Annotated in this window: 17 protein-coding genes and 1 pseudogene; 9 read left to right on the forward strand and 9 right to left on the reverse strand. The window is 40.5% G+C overall.

Translation table 11 applies throughout. The features are described 5' to 3' along the window. Positions 1 to 9: 9 nt before the first annotated feature. Positions 10 to 480: a hypothetical protein gene (locus FXV91_RS15190; RefSeq protein ID WP_229391525.1), complete on the reverse strand. Its 471-nt coding sequence runs from the start codon at positions 478 to 480 to the stop codon at positions 10 to 12. Between the two features lie 297 nt (positions 481 to 777). On the opposite strand from FXV91_RS15190, the gene FXV91_RS15195 reads away from it, so the two are divergent. Next, positions 778 to 1,170, forward strand: coding sequence for an RDD family protein (locus FXV91_RS15195; RefSeq protein ID WP_229391526.1), 393 nt, complete (start codon positions 778 to 780; stop codon positions 1,168 to 1,170). Positions 1,171 to 1,221: 51 nt separating this feature from the next. Here FXV91_RS15195 and FXV91_RS15200 read toward each other — a convergent pair whose 3' ends face one another. After that, entirely contained in the window at positions 1,222 to 1,368 is a 147-nt protein-coding gene (locus FXV91_RS15200; protein ID WP_229391527.1) for a hypothetical protein, read from the reverse strand. Between the two features lie 194 nt (positions 1,369 to 1,562). On the opposite strand from FXV91_RS15200, the gene FXV91_RS19935 reads away from it, so the two are divergent. Together FXV91_RS19935 and FXV91_RS15205 are read left to right on the forward strand one after the other, a co-directional pair. Further along, entirely contained in the window at positions 1,563 to 1,688 is a 126-nt protein-coding gene (locus FXV91_RS19935; RefSeq protein ID WP_255680643.1) for a hypothetical protein, read from the forward strand. Beyond that, the gene (locus FXV91_RS15205; protein ID WP_229391528.1) at positions 1,685 to 2,257 is read left to right on the forward strand and encodes a hypothetical protein; all 573 of its coding nucleotides are present in this window, start codon (positions 1,685 to 1,687) and stop codon (positions 2,255 to 2,257) included. The genes FXV91_RS19935 and FXV91_RS15205 overlap by 4 nt, the downstream gene beginning before the upstream one ends. A gap of 760 nt (positions 2,258 to 3,017) precedes the next feature. Here FXV91_RS15205 and FXV91_RS15210 read toward each other — a convergent pair. From FXV91_RS15210 to FXV91_RS15240, 7 genes and pseudogenes are all read right to left on the reverse strand, one after another. Then, entirely contained in the window at positions 3,018 to 3,152 is a 135-nt protein-coding gene (locus FXV91_RS15210) for a PGF-CTERM sorting domain-containing protein (RefSeq protein WP_229391529.1), read from the reverse strand. Positions 3,153 to 3,182: 30 nt separating this feature from the next. Beyond that, complete coding sequence (locus FXV91_RS15215) at positions 3,183 to 3,473, reverse strand: hypothetical protein (protein ID WP_229391530.1); 291 nt, start codon at positions 3,471 to 3,473, stop codon at positions 3,183 to 3,185. Between the two features lie 22 nt (positions 3,474 to 3,495). Continuing rightward, entirely contained in the window at positions 3,496 to 4,218 is a 723-nt protein-coding gene (locus FXV91_RS15220) for a VWA domain-containing protein (protein WP_229391531.1), read from the reverse strand. A gap of 3 nt (positions 4,219 to 4,221) precedes the next feature. Next, positions 4,222 to 4,458, reverse strand: coding sequence for a hypothetical protein (locus FXV91_RS15225; protein WP_229391532.1), 237 nt, complete (start codon positions 4,456 to 4,458; stop codon positions 4,222 to 4,224). Positions 4,459 to 4,699: 241 nt separating this feature from the next. Then, positions 4,700 to 5,756 (reverse strand): annotated as a pseudogene (locus tag FXV91_RS15230) (RNA-guided endonuclease TnpB family protein). A 360-nt stretch (positions 5,757 to 6,116) separates the two neighbouring features. Next, entirely contained in the window at positions 6,117 to 6,698 is a 582-nt protein-coding gene (locus FXV91_RS15235) for a DUF2121 domain-containing protein (RefSeq protein WP_229391533.1), read from the reverse strand. 974 nt (positions 6,699 to 7,672) lie between these two features. Further along, complete coding sequence (locus FXV91_RS15240) at positions 7,673 to 8,386, reverse strand: hypothetical protein (RefSeq protein WP_229391534.1); 714 nt, start codon at positions 8,384 to 8,386, stop codon at positions 7,673 to 7,675. Positions 8,387 to 8,942: 556 nt separating this feature from the next. On the opposite strand from FXV91_RS15240, the gene FXV91_RS15245 reads away from it, so the two are divergent. The 6 genes from FXV91_RS15245 (at position 8,943) to FXV91_RS15270 (ending at position 14,987) form a co-directional block, all read left to right on the forward strand. After that, positions 8,943 to 9,845, forward strand: coding sequence for a pirin family protein (locus FXV91_RS15245; protein ID WP_229391535.1), 903 nt, complete (start codon positions 8,943 to 8,945; stop codon positions 9,843 to 9,845). Positions 9,846 to 10,209: 364 nt separating this feature from the next. Continuing rightward, positions 10,210 to 10,605 (forward strand): hypothetical protein, encoded by a 396-nt coding sequence (locus FXV91_RS15250; protein WP_229391536.1) that lies wholly within the window; start codon positions 10,210 to 10,212, stop codon positions 10,603 to 10,605. Positions 10,606 to 10,624: 19 nt separating this feature from the next. Further along, complete coding sequence (locus FXV91_RS15255; RefSeq protein ID WP_229391537.1) at positions 10,625 to 10,831, forward strand: helix-turn-helix transcriptional regulator; 207 nt, start codon at positions 10,625 to 10,627, stop codon at positions 10,829 to 10,831. A 518-nt stretch (positions 10,832 to 11,349) separates the two neighbouring features. Beyond that, positions 11,350 to 12,063 carry an ABC transporter ATP-binding protein gene (locus FXV91_RS15260; RefSeq protein WP_229391538.1) on the forward strand — a complete coding sequence of 238 codons (714 nt, stop codon included), beginning with the start codon at positions 11,350 to 11,352 and terminating at the stop codon, positions 12,061 to 12,063. Between the two features lie 235 nt (positions 12,064 to 12,298). Next, on the forward strand, positions 12,299 to 13,615 hold the full coding sequence (locus FXV91_RS15265) for a COG1361 S-layer family protein (RefSeq protein WP_229391539.1): 1,317 nt from the start codon (positions 12,299 to 12,301) through the stop codon (positions 13,613 to 13,615). A 25-nt stretch (positions 13,616 to 13,640) separates the two neighbouring features. Beyond that, positions 13,641 to 14,987: an ABC transporter permease gene (locus FXV91_RS15270; RefSeq protein WP_229391540.1), complete on the forward strand. Its 1,347-nt coding sequence runs from the start codon at positions 13,641 to 13,643 to the stop codon at positions 14,985 to 14,987. The last annotated feature ends 115 nt before the right edge of the window (positions 14,988 to 15,102 follow it).

Raw genomic sequence — 15,102 nt, forward strand, 5'->3', positions numbered from 1 at the left:
TCTGATCGCTCACTTCCTGCCCGGATCTGCCGGTGGTTTCATATCCTTATGAAACGCTTCGCCTTTATTTTCAGAGGCCCTGTGTACTTTTCTGGTACTTACATAGACAAGATCGGTATACTTGTTTATTCCGTAAAGCGTATAAGTGAAATTGTCTTCCGGGTCCTGAATATCATAAGTAACTATCAAGAACTCGTTTTTCTTATTGGAAATCCCGTAGTGGCTCTCGAAAAGTTCTATAAAGTCATCTTCCTGGCTTAATGAGACATTGAAATATTCCAGCGCGAATTCTTCTTTTGTGTAAGTCTGAAACTTAAATTCATGAGGATCGGTCCCGCTGTGCTTAACAAGTAAATTGACGTGTGTATTCAGAAAAAAAGGGTGAGAAAAAACCAGAATACCTGATATAAAAATAAGTATAGATAGAGTTAACATGGTATAGATGATAATTTTCAGGTATTTTTTCATCCTTCCTTTCATTAACCTGAATTAGCTTTGTAACAGTTATAAATATAATCCCCTAATGAAGCAATTATTTTAATGAAGAATCTTTTCAAAAAATCCTTTTAATAAATACGTTAAATAAATAAATTGAATAAATCAGTCTAATAAGTACATAATACACACAAATAAAACCTGAAATAAAAATACAAAATGAAATCCACTCTTTTCGCCCTTTTCTTAACTTCCCATATTTAAACAAGACGTTTTGTTCGTAATGGGTAATTTTATAATTCAGTCCTGCCTAATGTATAAAATCTCTTAGAGGGAAAAAATATGCAGGCTTATTCGGGTTTTCTCAGGAGGTTAATAGCCTCGATAATTGATTCTTTCATAATTATCCTTCTTGTGGCATTCATCCAGTTCATCTCAGGAACAATGAGCGGAGCTTTTTTTTATATTTTATTGATCCTGCTTTCCTGGAACTATTTTGCCTACCAGGAAAGTTCAGTCAGACAGGGGACAGTTGGCAAACAAGCAATGAACATTATCGTAACTGACCTTAAAGGAAACCGGATTTCATTTGAACGTGCAACGAAGCGTTTTGTGGGAAAAATTCTGGCTTCCCTTCCTTTCTTCGCAGGGTTTTTGCCAGTTCTTTTCACTGAAAACAAGCAAGGTCTGCATGATAAAATAGCAAAAACTCTGGTTCTTGTTAGAGAGGATTAATTCCTGTTTTCAGGCTTTTTTCTTTATTTATTTCTTTCTTTTTTTATTTATTTATTTATTTATTTCTTCTTTTTCTTTCTTCTCTTTCGCTCTTTCTTCTCTTTCGCTCTTTCTTTCTGTTATCTTTTTTGTTTTTCTCTTGCTTTGTTCTGTTTCTCTTTCTTCTACCTGATCTTTCCGTTTAATTTTGTCTTGCAATAATTGGATTTTTGCGCTGTATCAGTTAATTATATTATTTAGAATGATTAAATACTTTTATTATCCCTCCCATAATAAACAGGAAATTATTTGCCGCCAGAAGAAGAAAGGAACGGTTGTCATGTCCATTTATGTTGATCAGCGCAGATTTATAAAGAAAATTTCCGTTAAAAGCAGTTCAACTCTAGATTATTATGTCCAGAGTAGCTCAGTCCAGAGTAGCTCAGTCCAGAGTAGCTCAGTCCAGAGTAGCTCAGTCCAGAGTGGTTTGTTTCAGGATTATTCTGCCCAGAGCAGCCCGGTTCAGAGCAAACCCTTGAGTCTCCACAGTTCCTTTCCAGACAATTCCCCTGCCTCCTTATTTTCCGGGCAGGACCCAAGGCTGAAGGTTTTTCTGGATATGGATGGAGTACTTACTGATTTTACAGGCGCATGCGAGAGCTTAAGCGAACATATGATGTTCTGGTACACGGCAGATAAAGAGCGTTTCTGGAAACATATTACAGCGGCAGGATCTGGCTTCTGGTCAGATATGCCCTGGATGGCTGGAGGAAGGGAACTTCATGGTTTTCTTATGAATTCCGGCTTACATCCCACGATTCTTTCTGCGCTTCCCAGCCCGGATAGAAAAACTGCTATGGCCAATGCCAGAAGAGGAAAAATAGAATGGCTAAAAAAGGAACTCGGGACTCCATACGCAAATAATGCAATTCTATGTTTCCGCCCGGAAAAAGCCCTGCAGTCCGGAACCTCCAGAGTCCTGATCGACGATAATTCAGATAATATCCGCGAATGGGAAGAAGCAGGAGGGACAGCTATCCTGCATAAAAGTACGGATCGGACAATCAGGTGTCTGGGCAAAATAGTCAAAAAAGAACAAAAGGCCTGAACTTTATTCCTTTTTTCCTTTTCTCCTGTCTCCCACGAACCCTCTGTGACTGTTATTTTTAGATTTGGCTGGCAGATGGCTATAAAAATGTGCAGCTAAAAAGTAAAAAGCCGGAAGTTAAAATCTCTGGATACTCTTGAATAATATAAAAGACGGTCAGGAACCGGCAGAGCTAACCCAGAAGTTAAAAATTATTAGCCGGATCATCTGAATTAAATAGTTAATCTGAGTTTTTATTATTGTTTGTGCTCTGTCGACTTTCTGATACCTCGATCACATGAAACTCTATTCATCTGGCAGGGGCACTTAATGTTTATTTTGTAGACTTTATTCTGTGTCTGTCTTTCTGTTTTTTATAGCATTCATTCCGGTTTACCTTTCTGTTTTTCATGATATATTAAAAGGAAAGGATTCTTGTCCCTTTTGTTGCGGGAAAACAAGCATCCTTTTCGAACGTGAGAATTAAGAGTCCTGCTTCCGCCTGAAAAAGAAGAGATAATGGGAGACATCCATTTGTGGAATATTAGGCGGAAGCACCATAAACAAAACACAATTAATTTATTTTAACCTGCTTATCCGGATAATAAACCTTAGCTCCGGGTTAATAATGCCTGACTTACAAAAGCCTGAATCACAAGAGACATGGAAAAACTCAGGTTTATAATTAATGGTTTTCCTTATTTCCAAGAAAACTTAAAACGGAAGGGAACTTTGGTCCCCTCATTTTAAGAATGAAAGTCCTTTTCTTTCAGTTCGCTTTTTAGCTATTCCTTCTCTGAAGTAAAAAAGCAATGCATAAGAGTCCTTCAAAAACTAAAAGAGCTCCGAATCCAGGTGTACTTTCTTCTTCCATTCCTGTCACTGGCTCATCATATGATGCTTCTTCGTATACCATATCGCTCTCAGAAAGTGAAGCCTGGGAGGATTATGTCTGACTACCTGAAAAAGCAGCCATTTCGCCTTTTATAACTGGCTCTTCCGCAGGTATTTCAGAAAACGTTTCTTCCCCGTCGGCTGATTCCGGATTGGTAAATTCAGGGACTTCCACAAAAAGAGAGGTGTAGGGGGTCACAAACTCGAATTCAAGAGCCAGGTTCGTTACCGCAGACACGATATGTTCGTTTTTTCCTTCTACTTCAATCCTGTCCAGCAAGGATTCGATTGTGGTGTACGCCCAGAGGCGGGGGATGAAGTAATTGTCCGCTTTCGGGCTCACAACAAATTCTTTTGAAAAAATTTTAGCCCCGGCCCTGGTACTGGCCGAAATATCCGCCTTGATTCTGCCGATTTCTGGGCTGTATTTTCCAAGGACAATAGCATCTGAGCCTGCAAAGAGGTTCTTTTCTCCGGTGTTTACAAGTTCGGTGACCCCCCACCGCTATAGGAGAGTCCATGTCCGTGACAAGGGGGGTTGAAATCGTTTCATAGAAGCTTCCTATTTCCTCAGAAGCATTGTCTTTCAGATAGAAACTCTCCGCAATCCCGTAGTTTTCCAGGCTCATAGCCCTGAGGAAGTGGTAGTTGCTTTCGTCCTCGATCCCGAAGGCGATCGAGAAGATAGATACCTGCGCGGTGTTGGCATCTTTAATGTTCTGACGGATTGCGTATGGGGAAACAACGCCTATGGTGGGTTCCCCATCGGTTAAAAAGACTATGATCGGAACCCTTTGACTCTCCGGGCTGAACATACCTAGAGCTGTCAGCAGGGCTTCGTTGATATTTGTGCCCCCGTCTGCTTCAAGGCTGTTTACGAAATCCAGGGCTCCTGCCTTTTCTTCCGGGTCGGCTTTCATAAGGGTTTCGGAATAGCTCTGCACCATGAAATCAAAAAAAATTATGTTAAAATAGTCTCCTGGCGGGAGATCTTCAATGATTTTTCCGAAAACTTCCTTTACCTGCTCGATTTTGTACCCTTCCATAGAGCCAGATTTATCGAGCACGAAAACGATTTCCTTGTCCATCGCTTAAATTCCGAGATCTGCTTCCTCCGGGGAAAAGACGTGCATAAAATATCCTTTACCCCCATTTTCGTAAAACAGCATGTTTCCGTTCAGGGGAGGGTTTTCAGTCTCGAACACGACCCTGATTTCCGAAGTAGGGTGAGAATTCGTTTCATACCTCACCTGTCCGCTGTTTGCCGAATGGTACTCAACCTCAGCTGCCGGGAAATCCGGAACTTCCAGGCGGGTACGTAGTTTCAAATGCCCATCATGATGACAATGTTCTCATTATCCCGGGACATCAGGTAGATGGATATGAAAACTCAGAAACTAAAGTTGCCGGATTTTTCGGAACCGCATATGTGGTATCCTGGCTGGACAATATGTGCTATAGTAATTACTGTGAACTACACCTACCTAAAATCTTCGTAAACTCAGATTTTTGAGGAAGGTGCTTCCTGCTTCATACTAGGCGGTTGCCGTTTTTTCCTGGTCCACAGGCTCAAACCGTAGTCCCTACGGCGAATTTCTTTATATTGATAGCTGCATTAATGTCCCTATCATGCAAAACATTACAAGAAGGACAAAGCCACTCTCTAATATCTTCTGTCAAATTTGGATGCTTATAACCACAAACGTTACAAGTTTTTGAAGATGATTCCCATTGACCTATCTTGGTTCTTTTTCATTCCTTTAATATTTAAAGTTTCAACTGCTACTGCTTGGTTTTCGCTGATTAGCTTTTTTGAAACTTTATGTTGAAAGTCATGTCTCTGATTAGCAATTTTCTCATGCAACTTAGCAAGTTTGTATGCTGCCTTTCTACGGTTTTTTGAACCTATGACTTTCCTGGAAACTCTTCTTTGCAAGAATTTCAATCTTTCAAGAGAAATTTTCAGGAATTTARGATTATCTATTTTTTCTCCTGTAGAAAGAGTAGCAAAAGTCAAAAGTCCAACATCAACTCCAATCATTGTAGCATGGGAAAATGATTCAGGTTCAGGACATTTCTCTCCATCATCAGTTAAGATACTGATATAGTATTTTTCTGTAGGGGTTCTCGATACCGCTATTGTTTTTAGAAATTCAGAATTAGAATCACTTTTAATAATATTTCCTTCTAATCCCATTTCCTTAAAAAGTTGCTTATGTATCTTAACTTTTATCCARCCGATTTTTGGTAAATTAATTTTAGAGGTAGCAAAATTAATAATATAATGTTGTGGAATTTGGAAAGAGAAATGATTATCTCTTTTTCTTTTCTTTTGTGGATATTTAAACCCATCCTTAAAGAAATGGTTGAATGCAGAATTAAGATTTTTGCTAGTTTGTTGCAGAGATTGAGAATTTACTTCTTTCAAGAAGGGATAAGCTTCTTTAAGAACTTGAATATGGTTATTAAGTTCAAATTCAGATATACTTATTCTGAATTTTTTATACATTAATGATTTTATTTCAAGAAGTTTATTGTAGAYAAATCGAGTACTACCGAAGTGTTTTTCCATAAGGGCTTTTTGTTCCTTATTAGGGTAAATTCTGTATCGGATTCCTCTTTTCATCGGCATTATATACGTTTGGAAACTATATCAATATTAACAGGATAACTATCGGTATGATGTTGGGAAGTTGACGGCTCTCATCCCCTCCCTGTCCCATTCGGGCGAAAGCCCGATGTGCTGAGGAAGGGGGCTTCCCGCCTTATGAGATAAAAGAAACGAATGTGCATAAACGAGTACGCATAAACGAGTACGCATAAACGAGTACGCATAAACGAGCACGCATAAACGAGTACGCATAAACGAGCACGCATAAACGAGTATACATAACAGATCGGGGCAGGAAACAGAATAAGACAGGGAATCCTGACAAAGGCAGCACAGGGCGGAAAATAAACTCGAGAAGAGAAATTCTCTGCTTTTTCAGCCGCTTCTATCCTTTTCCACAACTTTCATAACATCTGCACTCGATGCGGTCTGCACAATAACAAACTGTTTGCTCACGGAAGCCGTTTTCTTTGCTGTGGTCTCCATGCAGAGCATAAGAATCTTCACTGCATTCTGGAGGTTACTTTTTTTCGTCCATTTATCCTGGAAGCATTTGTTGGCTACCTGCTTTGTAAACTCGTTTCCGAAAGCTATGAAATTGCTTCCTTTTCCCTGGGAAGTCAGCGTCAGTTCGGAATCCTTGAGTTCGGCAATTGCATAGTTTCCTGCTGAAGCATATAGCCTTCTTTTTTTGATGACTCCACCCTCAACCGAAGATACTTCCCCTACCAGGACGCTGTTTCTCTCTGAGACTTTCTCCTTACAGTCCGTAACTATTATTTTGACCCCAAACTCCTCCGCCTTTTTTGCCAGTTCCTCATCCGTAACTATTGTGCCGCTGTAAAGCTCTTTTTCGAGCTTTTCCCTGTCGATTTTCTCTCCTTCAAAAGTGATCTCACGCATATCTCCTGCCATGACTGTGCCGTTCTTTCCAATAAAAGCTATAACAAGAGTCATATTAATTGCTCCAGAACCTGCCTTAAAAATCTTTCTGTTTTAAGGTATTTATATTTCTTAATAATTCTCCTAAAAGAAATATTTCGCATGGACCAGGAAATAATTTTCCTGACCCCTAAGACCGTATTTTGACCTGCAGTTTATAGAATACTCCCGCAGCTTGCCTGGCGGCCCTTCCCAAAAGGAAAAAATATTGAGACCTGAAAAAAGTGTATTTTGGTATTATTTAGTTCAGTTCTGTTGTATTTTCACCATTACACACTTTTTCGATATATTTTAATTTTTGTATTTTTTCACTCTTTATTTCTAGCTTTTTCTCTTCTTTTTCGCGGAAAAGGCTGCTTTCCTGCATCAAACGTCATAAGGCTGGTCAGAGAAGGCCTGCCTCCAAAAAAACTCTTTTACCGGGATCGCTTTTTGATTGATATGTAAGATATAAAAGCCCCCGCCCGCTTGTCTGGTGGCCCTTTCCAAAAAGAAAAAGTAAAGAGAAATAGACGGAAGAAAACGAAACTGGAAAAAGCAATAAAGATAGATGCAGAAAAGAATTTTATTCAGGAAAATTCAATTCGGTTTCGTTTACATCTGCATAGACTTTTTATATCTTTATTCACTTTTGCTTTTTTCTTCTTTTTCTCTCTTATTGGGAAAGGACGTTCTCCCGCGTCGAACGTGACAAGAATGACACGGTATGGCGAATAAAGTTGTCCTGGTCAGAAATATCTAATTTAGTCCTTCTGAGCAAAGCTCACTGCGATAAACTATAAATTAGTCTGCTTGAGCGAGCGAAGCGAGTGAAACAGACCGCGTACTCCCGAGGCGCAATTCGGGCGAGGCGCAATTCGGGCGAGGCGCACTTCGGGCGAAACGCAATTCGGGTGAAGTATTCCGGGTAGAGTAATTTAGATGGAGTAAGCCGGATGGAGCAACTCGATCGGTTCAGGATTCAACTCGATCGATTCAGGATTCAGAATTTAAGCCAGTTTTGTTTTACTTAAGGGACTCTTTGCTGTATCCCTGAGATTCGGAATGTACGCATAAAGAGGCATTACAAATGAGCTGGACTCTCCGGTTTCTTTTTGCTTGAGATGTTCCTGGAATTTTTCGATTACTTCCTTCTGTATCTCTTCCGGGATATTGCTACTGCTTGCCATTGAAATAAATACATCGTGATCGGGCTCTTCTGCAGTTCTAATTAACCAGCATAAAATATTATGCCTTGTAGTTTCATCAGGGTGGCTTAGCAGTTCAAACATGGCGGAGGTATCTCTGGAGGAGAGAAAGTCACGGATGCTAACCGAAGCTCTTGCTGAAATAACCCCTCCAGAGGTTTTAAGAATTAAGATCAAACTCTCTCTTATCGCTTTTCTCTCCTCTTGTGAGAATCCTGTAGAATCAATGCCCTGAAGACCGACTGCAGAAGCCAGGATATAATACTGGTTTTCAGTCTCTCTCAGTCCCTTAAGAAGGCAGCTTATCCTGATATCCTCAGGTATGAGAAAGGGGTGAAAAAGCAGGTTGGCCACTGCCTGAGGTTTATTCCATTTTTTGAGTGTGAAGCGGATCTTCTTAATATCTTTCTCATCTAACTGCCTTAGTTTCGATCTGGCTTCCAGTAAATCATCCAGATCCTCTGCCTCAAAAAAAGCTTTAAGATCAGGACTTGTCCCAGTTGAAAAAATACCCATGTACCATATCCCCAAAGTTTTATACTCTAATTCTGCAAAAAGCTAATTAGAGACCCCGGCATGCCGGCATTGTTATAATACATAGTTACACATTTAGAACATATATGGGCTTAGAAGTTAATCTATTGTGATCTTATATCTAATTATACTTAAACTTATTTTTTATGTTCTTAGTTGAATATATAATTTATTAGCTTATTAATCTCTTATGAGTCTTATTAATCTTTCACAGTCCAATAGTAAAAATATAAATTATCAGTTATATAGATTCACATTAAGTATCATACAGTGAAAACCATATTTTCCCAACAAAACCAAATACCTCGACTACAGTATTTACATAGGGGATCGATGGGCGTGATACAATAATCGAGAATTCTGATGAGCTTGCGAATTATTGAAGATCAGAAAATTGGAACGAGGAAGAGTTGTGATGTGATAGCAGTGACCTACATCTAGCAGTGACCTACATCTGTTTCGCTGCACTCAACCGGATCCATTCTTTTTATATTTATGAGAAATATGGTAGATTATTTTTCGAGAGGTGGTAACTATAATGGCTAATCTCAGAAGAATAAGAAAAGTAAGGAAAAGTATGCCAACCGTCGAGGGTGCAGGGGTACACCTTAAGAGAGCTTTCGGGTTCCAGCATGTGCCTGAGTTCGACCCATTTTTATTGTTTGATGAATTTCATTCGGAAAAACCTGAGGAGTACAGTATGGGATTTCCATTTCACCCTCACAGGGGGATTGAGACTATTACTTATGTCCTGCAGGGGGAGGTAAGGCATGAGGACAGCCTGGGAAACAGGGGTATAATTCGGCCCGGCGAAGTACAGTGGATGACTGCTGGGAGCGGGATTATCCATCAGGAAATGCCACAGGGGGATGAAAACGGGGCTTTATGGGGTTTTCAACTCTGGGCTAACCTTCCGGCTTCGCAAAAGATGATGGAGCCGCGCTACCAGGAGATCAAAAGCAACCGGGTGCCTGAACTTTTAATGGAGAAAGGGCTGAAAGTAAGAATTATTTGCGGGGAAGTTAACGGGGTTGAAGGACCCGTGCGGGAAATAATAACCGATCCTGAGTATCTGGACGTGACAGTACCGGCAGATGAGAATTTTTCCCATATAACAGTCCCGGGCTATACTGTCTTTGCATACGTGATCGAGGGCAGCGGGCGTTTTGATAAGGAAAAAGACCCATGTGCCTTTGAAGTTGAAGGGGGAAGGTATCTTGACCCTGCAGAGGGTTGTGTGATAGGTCCGGAAACCCTTGTTCTCTATGGAGATGGGGATTCGATCGAGGTGACTGCAGGGGATAAAGGGATAAGGTTCCTTCTTATATCGGGAAAACCTATCGCTGAGCCTGTTGCCTGGTACGGACCGGTTGTTATGAACACAAAAGAAGAACTGAAAGTGGCTTTTGAAGAATACAGGCAAGGGTCATTTACAAGATAAATGGAAACAAAAAATTAAATTTATTATTCTTTTTATAAATGCATTATCGTTACTGAGAATGAACGCCTTATTCTGCCTAAACTGTAGACCTCTGAAATCAGCTTTAAAGTGAGTAAACTTTTTTATCGGTATACGATGTTTTGTCGGATTTTACTTGCAAGGTTATTGAGTTCTAATTAAGTTTTTACAAAGCCTTAAATGTTAAAACATGTTATTTATATCTAACACATGTTAGCTAAATCTAACTAAATGTTAGTGATTTCGAATAATATGTTGTAAATAAAGAACATAATTATTGATTTCCAATAAGAGATGTTCAATAAAGCCGCATTAAATAGAACAAGATTATTGAAGAGGATGTAAAATGAAAAATATAAAAAAAGAATATACGTACAGGCTTGCTTTAGGAATAGCCATTATGCTTGCGGGGATGTTTTCGGTAGTTTTTCATATATTTGAGACTTCTATCTCTATTTTTCTTATCAACCTCGGCCTGATCCTCTTTGTTATAACAGCTTTCAAACATTTCAGGCTGGGGGATCTCCCTGACAGAGACGAGAGAACAAAAAAACTGGCAGCTTACGGGATAACTTATTCCTGGCTTCTGACATTGGTGCTAATTGCAGTGCTCTACTGGATAGAATACTTCAAACTGATTGAATTTACTGCAGGAGATGTGCTTGGCATACTTCTTATTTTTATGACTATCTCAGCGAATGTCTTCAGGTGGTATTTCATGCAGAAAGGCGATGTTGAGTAAAGACTTCGGAGGATAAAGAGTGAAAACAAGGATCAAAGAGCTTCGGGCAAGGCATGACCTTACTCAGGAGGCTCTTGCAAATCTGGTAGGAGTAAGGAGAGAAACCATCGTCTTCCTGGAAAAAGGGAAGTATAATCCCTCTCTGAAACTTGCCTACAGGATAGCCAGAACACTTAACGCCACAATTGACGAACTGTTCATTTTTGAAGACTCGGACCTCGAATAAATATCAAGGTTCTCGGATCTCGAATAAATACCAGGGTTGTTTCTAAAACTGTTCCGAAAAAAACCGACACCAGCCAATATTATATTTATAATTTCTCTCCAGAGTATCAAACAATTAAAGTCCAGGGAACCGGGAAGACTGAAAAAGAGTCTGGAAGCAGCCAGTTTGAGAGTCCGGTTAGAAAGACTCATAAAAGGTTAATTAAAAGTAGTTTATTGTGTTTTAATTTATTCTGAGAAGTCTATATGAAGCCCATCTACCTGAAACTAAAAATGTATCAGATCCTAAAGAGTTGCTTTTGCCTCCCAATTAACTGACAAAGGAGCAATTGAATGAGATTATATCTAAAATATAAAAGCGTGAAGGAATTAAGTCGAGGCTGTAATTGCAGTAATGCTCACTTTGCTTTTTTGAATTTCACATTATATGGAGAACTTAGCTTTCTAAAGGGAAGAAAAATTAAATAAGTTTTTTAAATAACATATTATATTTACTAAACGAGTCATTCAGGAGAAAACATGGAAAATACACTGATTGCCTTTCAGAATGTCTGGAAAACCTATCAGATGGGAGAAGTTCAGGTCAATGCTTTGAAAAATGTAAGTGTGAAACTTGGAAGAAGGGAATTTGCCGCGATAATCGGGCCTTCAGGGAGCGGGAAATCCACTATGATGAACCTGGTGGGCTGTCTGGATATCCCTTCACAGGGCAAAATTTTCTTGAAAGGCAAGGATATAGCACGTCTTCAGGAATCGGATCTGGCAGCCCTTAGAGGCAGGACAATAGGATTCGTTTTCCAGCAGTACAACCTGATTCCAGGAATGACGGCTCTTGAAAATGTGCTTTTACCTCTGGAAATTCAGGAAATTGATGATAATACTGCGGAAAAAAGGGCAAAGGAATTGCTTGACCTTGTAGGGCTTTCCGATAAGATGCAGAACAAACCCTCCCAGCTATCTGGAGGCCAGCAACAGAGAGTTTCGATTGCAAGAGCCCTTGCCTGCGACCCCGAAATTATACTTGCGGACGAGCCGACAGGGGCGCTTGACAGCATCACCGGAAAAGAGGTGATTTCAATCCTTTACAGGCTCTGGAAAGAAAAAGGTAAAACAGTAGTTATGGTCACCCATGACATGCACCTTGCAGGATATGCCAGCCGGCACATTCAGCTCAAGGATGGAGAGATGGTCAGAGACGGGCCGAATAAAGAACAGATCAGTCCTGAAACATGACCAGGAATGTCTGGGTGAACTTCAAAGGAAAATTGGTTACAAGAGAAAGAAACTGGTTACAAGGGGAAATTGGGTTCGGTAAAAAAATTGGACTCAGTAGAAAACTAAACGGATTTCATGTTAATTTTCAAAATGGGTTTCTGATAAATCTTCTGGAAAAAAGTGGCAAAATTAAGAAATTAGTAAACTGAGGTATCCAAAAATGAATTTTAAACAATTTATCCTTTTTATTTGCATGATTATGCTGAGTTTGTCTTTATGCAGCGGAACTGCCCTGTCTGCAAGTACTTATGACACAAACAGGAGTCTTGATAAAGGCATAAGTGTTAACCTGCTCAACCAGGATCCTGACCCTGTAAATCCCGGGGATATACTTGAAGTCAGGATTTCTATTGAGAACACCGGTTATACAGATATAGAGAACTGTTATCTGGAAATCAAGCCAGAGTATCCTTTCAGGGCTCTTTCGGGAGAGAAACTTGTAGAGAGTATAGGCACTCTCGGAAAACGCTCTGAGGATGACCGTAGAAAAGTTGTTAAGTTCAAAGTCGGAATTGAAAATGACGTTAATGAAGGCAAATATCCACTCAAGGTATACCTTTACTCAACAGGCAGCAAAAATAAAATCTCCCTTACCAGGGAGCTAACAATAGATATTGATAGTGAATCAAACGCTGAAATAGAGCATATTAACGTCGAGAAGCTGGTGCCCGGGGAGAAAACCAGGCTTATTTTCGGCATAAAAAATGTAGGAAATTCTCCTCTCAAAAACTCAATGTTCTCCTGGGAATGCACAAACGATGTGATCCTGCCTGTGGGTTCCAGCAATGTCAAGCACGTTAACCTTATTGATGTTGGAGAAACTGCCAATGTCAGCTTTGAGGTTCTAACCAATGTGAATACAAAGCCTGGGCTGTACAAGCTGGATATGATACTCACCTATGATGATATCGAGGCACTCCAGACAATTACAGAAGCAGGAACCGTAGAGAACCAGAAGAGAAAGACAATCGAAAGCAAAGCAGGAATCTATATCGGAGGTACCACGGATTTCGATATTGCTTTTATGGAAAGGAGCCCTACCGGAGCTTATACGTTTTCAGTTTCTAATATCGGGAACAACGGCGCAAACTCGGTCAAAGTTTCTGTCCCCCTTCAGGCAAACTGGACAGTAACGGACGGCAGCAATTCCGTAATTCTTGGCAACCTCCAGAAAGGGGACTACACGATTGCGGATTTCAACCTGGAACCCGGAACTGTTGGCAAGGAGCTTCCTATAAAATTTGAAATCAGTTATACCTCAAGTGACGGGATGAGGCAGGTTGAGGAAAATGTACTCTCCCTTTATGCTTCCCCTTCTGCCCTTCCTGCAGGTTCCAAACTGCCAGAAGAAAGCAGCGGGTCGAGTTTCTCATATAAACTTGTATTACTTATCCTTCTCGGGGCTACAGGTCTTTTTATTTATAAAAAGTATCAGAAAAAAATGAAGGAAAATAATGCTGAAGGACTGAACGGCGAGAACCAGATAGAAGAAAAGAAGACGGACGAGTAAATTTGAAGCCCGGGCCTGTGGTTCCATGAAACTGGCAAAGATTTTGAAAATCGCCCTGAATATGGTCAAAGCCAATAAATTGAGGAGCTGGCTGACCATCATAGGGGTTATTATAGGCATTGCCTCGGTAATGGCAATCGTTACGACCGGGGAGTATTTCCAGGAGCAGGTGACTGAAACTCTGGAGGGACTGGGAGGTGATACCATTACAATCGTGGCATCAACTCCTTTCCAGATATCTTATGAAGAAGATGTGGGGTATGAAGAAAGCTCAGAAGAAAGTACAGTGACAACTGCAGAAAACAAAGAGGGATCTGAAAATGGCAGTTCTGAACCTATGGAAGTTGAACCCGTAACAGAGGCAGAACTCACAAGGATGGACGTATTTGTCCTTCGGAGCATTCCGGCTATCGAATATCTGAACGTCAACGTTGAAGACGGGGCGGAATTGAAATTCGGAAGCGAGTCAACTTACGTATGGGTTAAAGGTGTTGATCCTAATGTCTGGCCTGAACTCACAAAAAAGAAGGTGGGAGAGGGCAGGATGCTGGCACCCGGAGACAGGTCAGTTGTGATTATTTCTAATGAACTCGCAACGAATACCTTTGAGCGGGAAATCAGGCTCAACCAGATGATCCTCCTCAATGGCAGGTCTTACCGGGTAATCGGGATCCTGGCAAAGGACGGAGGACTTCTCGGGGGATTTGGAGGGCTTTTTGGGAGTAGCGTTTACATGCCTTACCAGGAGGTATATTCTCTTCAGTACAGCGATGAGGAAGTGCCTGAAAGGGAACGGGATGTCTACGACAATATAGAAATAAAGCTCTATAAAGGAGCAGATTACGATTTAGCCCTTCAGGAAATCGAGCGGAAATTAAGGCTATCGAGGAGAGTTACTGAAGATACTCAGGACTTTTATGTAAACTCTCAGAAAGAAGCAATTGAGAGTACTCAAAAACTGATTAACGGCCTTACAGCGTTCCTCGCGCTTATTGCAGGTATTTCCCTTCTTGTAGGCTCCACAGGGATTGCAAATACTATGTTTACCTCTGTCCTTGAGAAAACAAAAGAAATAGGAATTATGAAAGCCATAGGAGCGAAAAATAGCGATATCATGCTGATATTTCTCTTCAATGCCGCAATGATCAGCCTTGTAGGCGGAATAATAGGTATTCTTCTGGGTACAGCTGCAGTACAGGTAATTCTGCTCCTGATTTCAATTAAAATGAACATTCCCTTCGAATTTGCCCTCAGCCTGAAAGGCACTGTTGTTGCAACTCTTGTTTCCATAGTTGTGGGGCTTATTGCAGGTCTTGTGCCGGCAAAGAATGCATCCGAACTGAAGCCTGTGGATGCACTGAGGTATGAGTGAAGAATTCAGGAGTGCGGAATTCTGGCAAACAGAAGATCTAAAAACAGAGCAGAAAAAGAATGAAGAAAGAAGAAGAGACCGAAAAAAGTAGAAAAATTAAAGTATATACTTTTAT

Source organism: Methanosarcina sp. DH2, from assembly GCF_020804225.1.
Taxonomy (GTDB): Archaea; Halobacteriota; Methanosarcinia; order Methanosarcinales; family Methanosarcinaceae; genus Methanosarcina.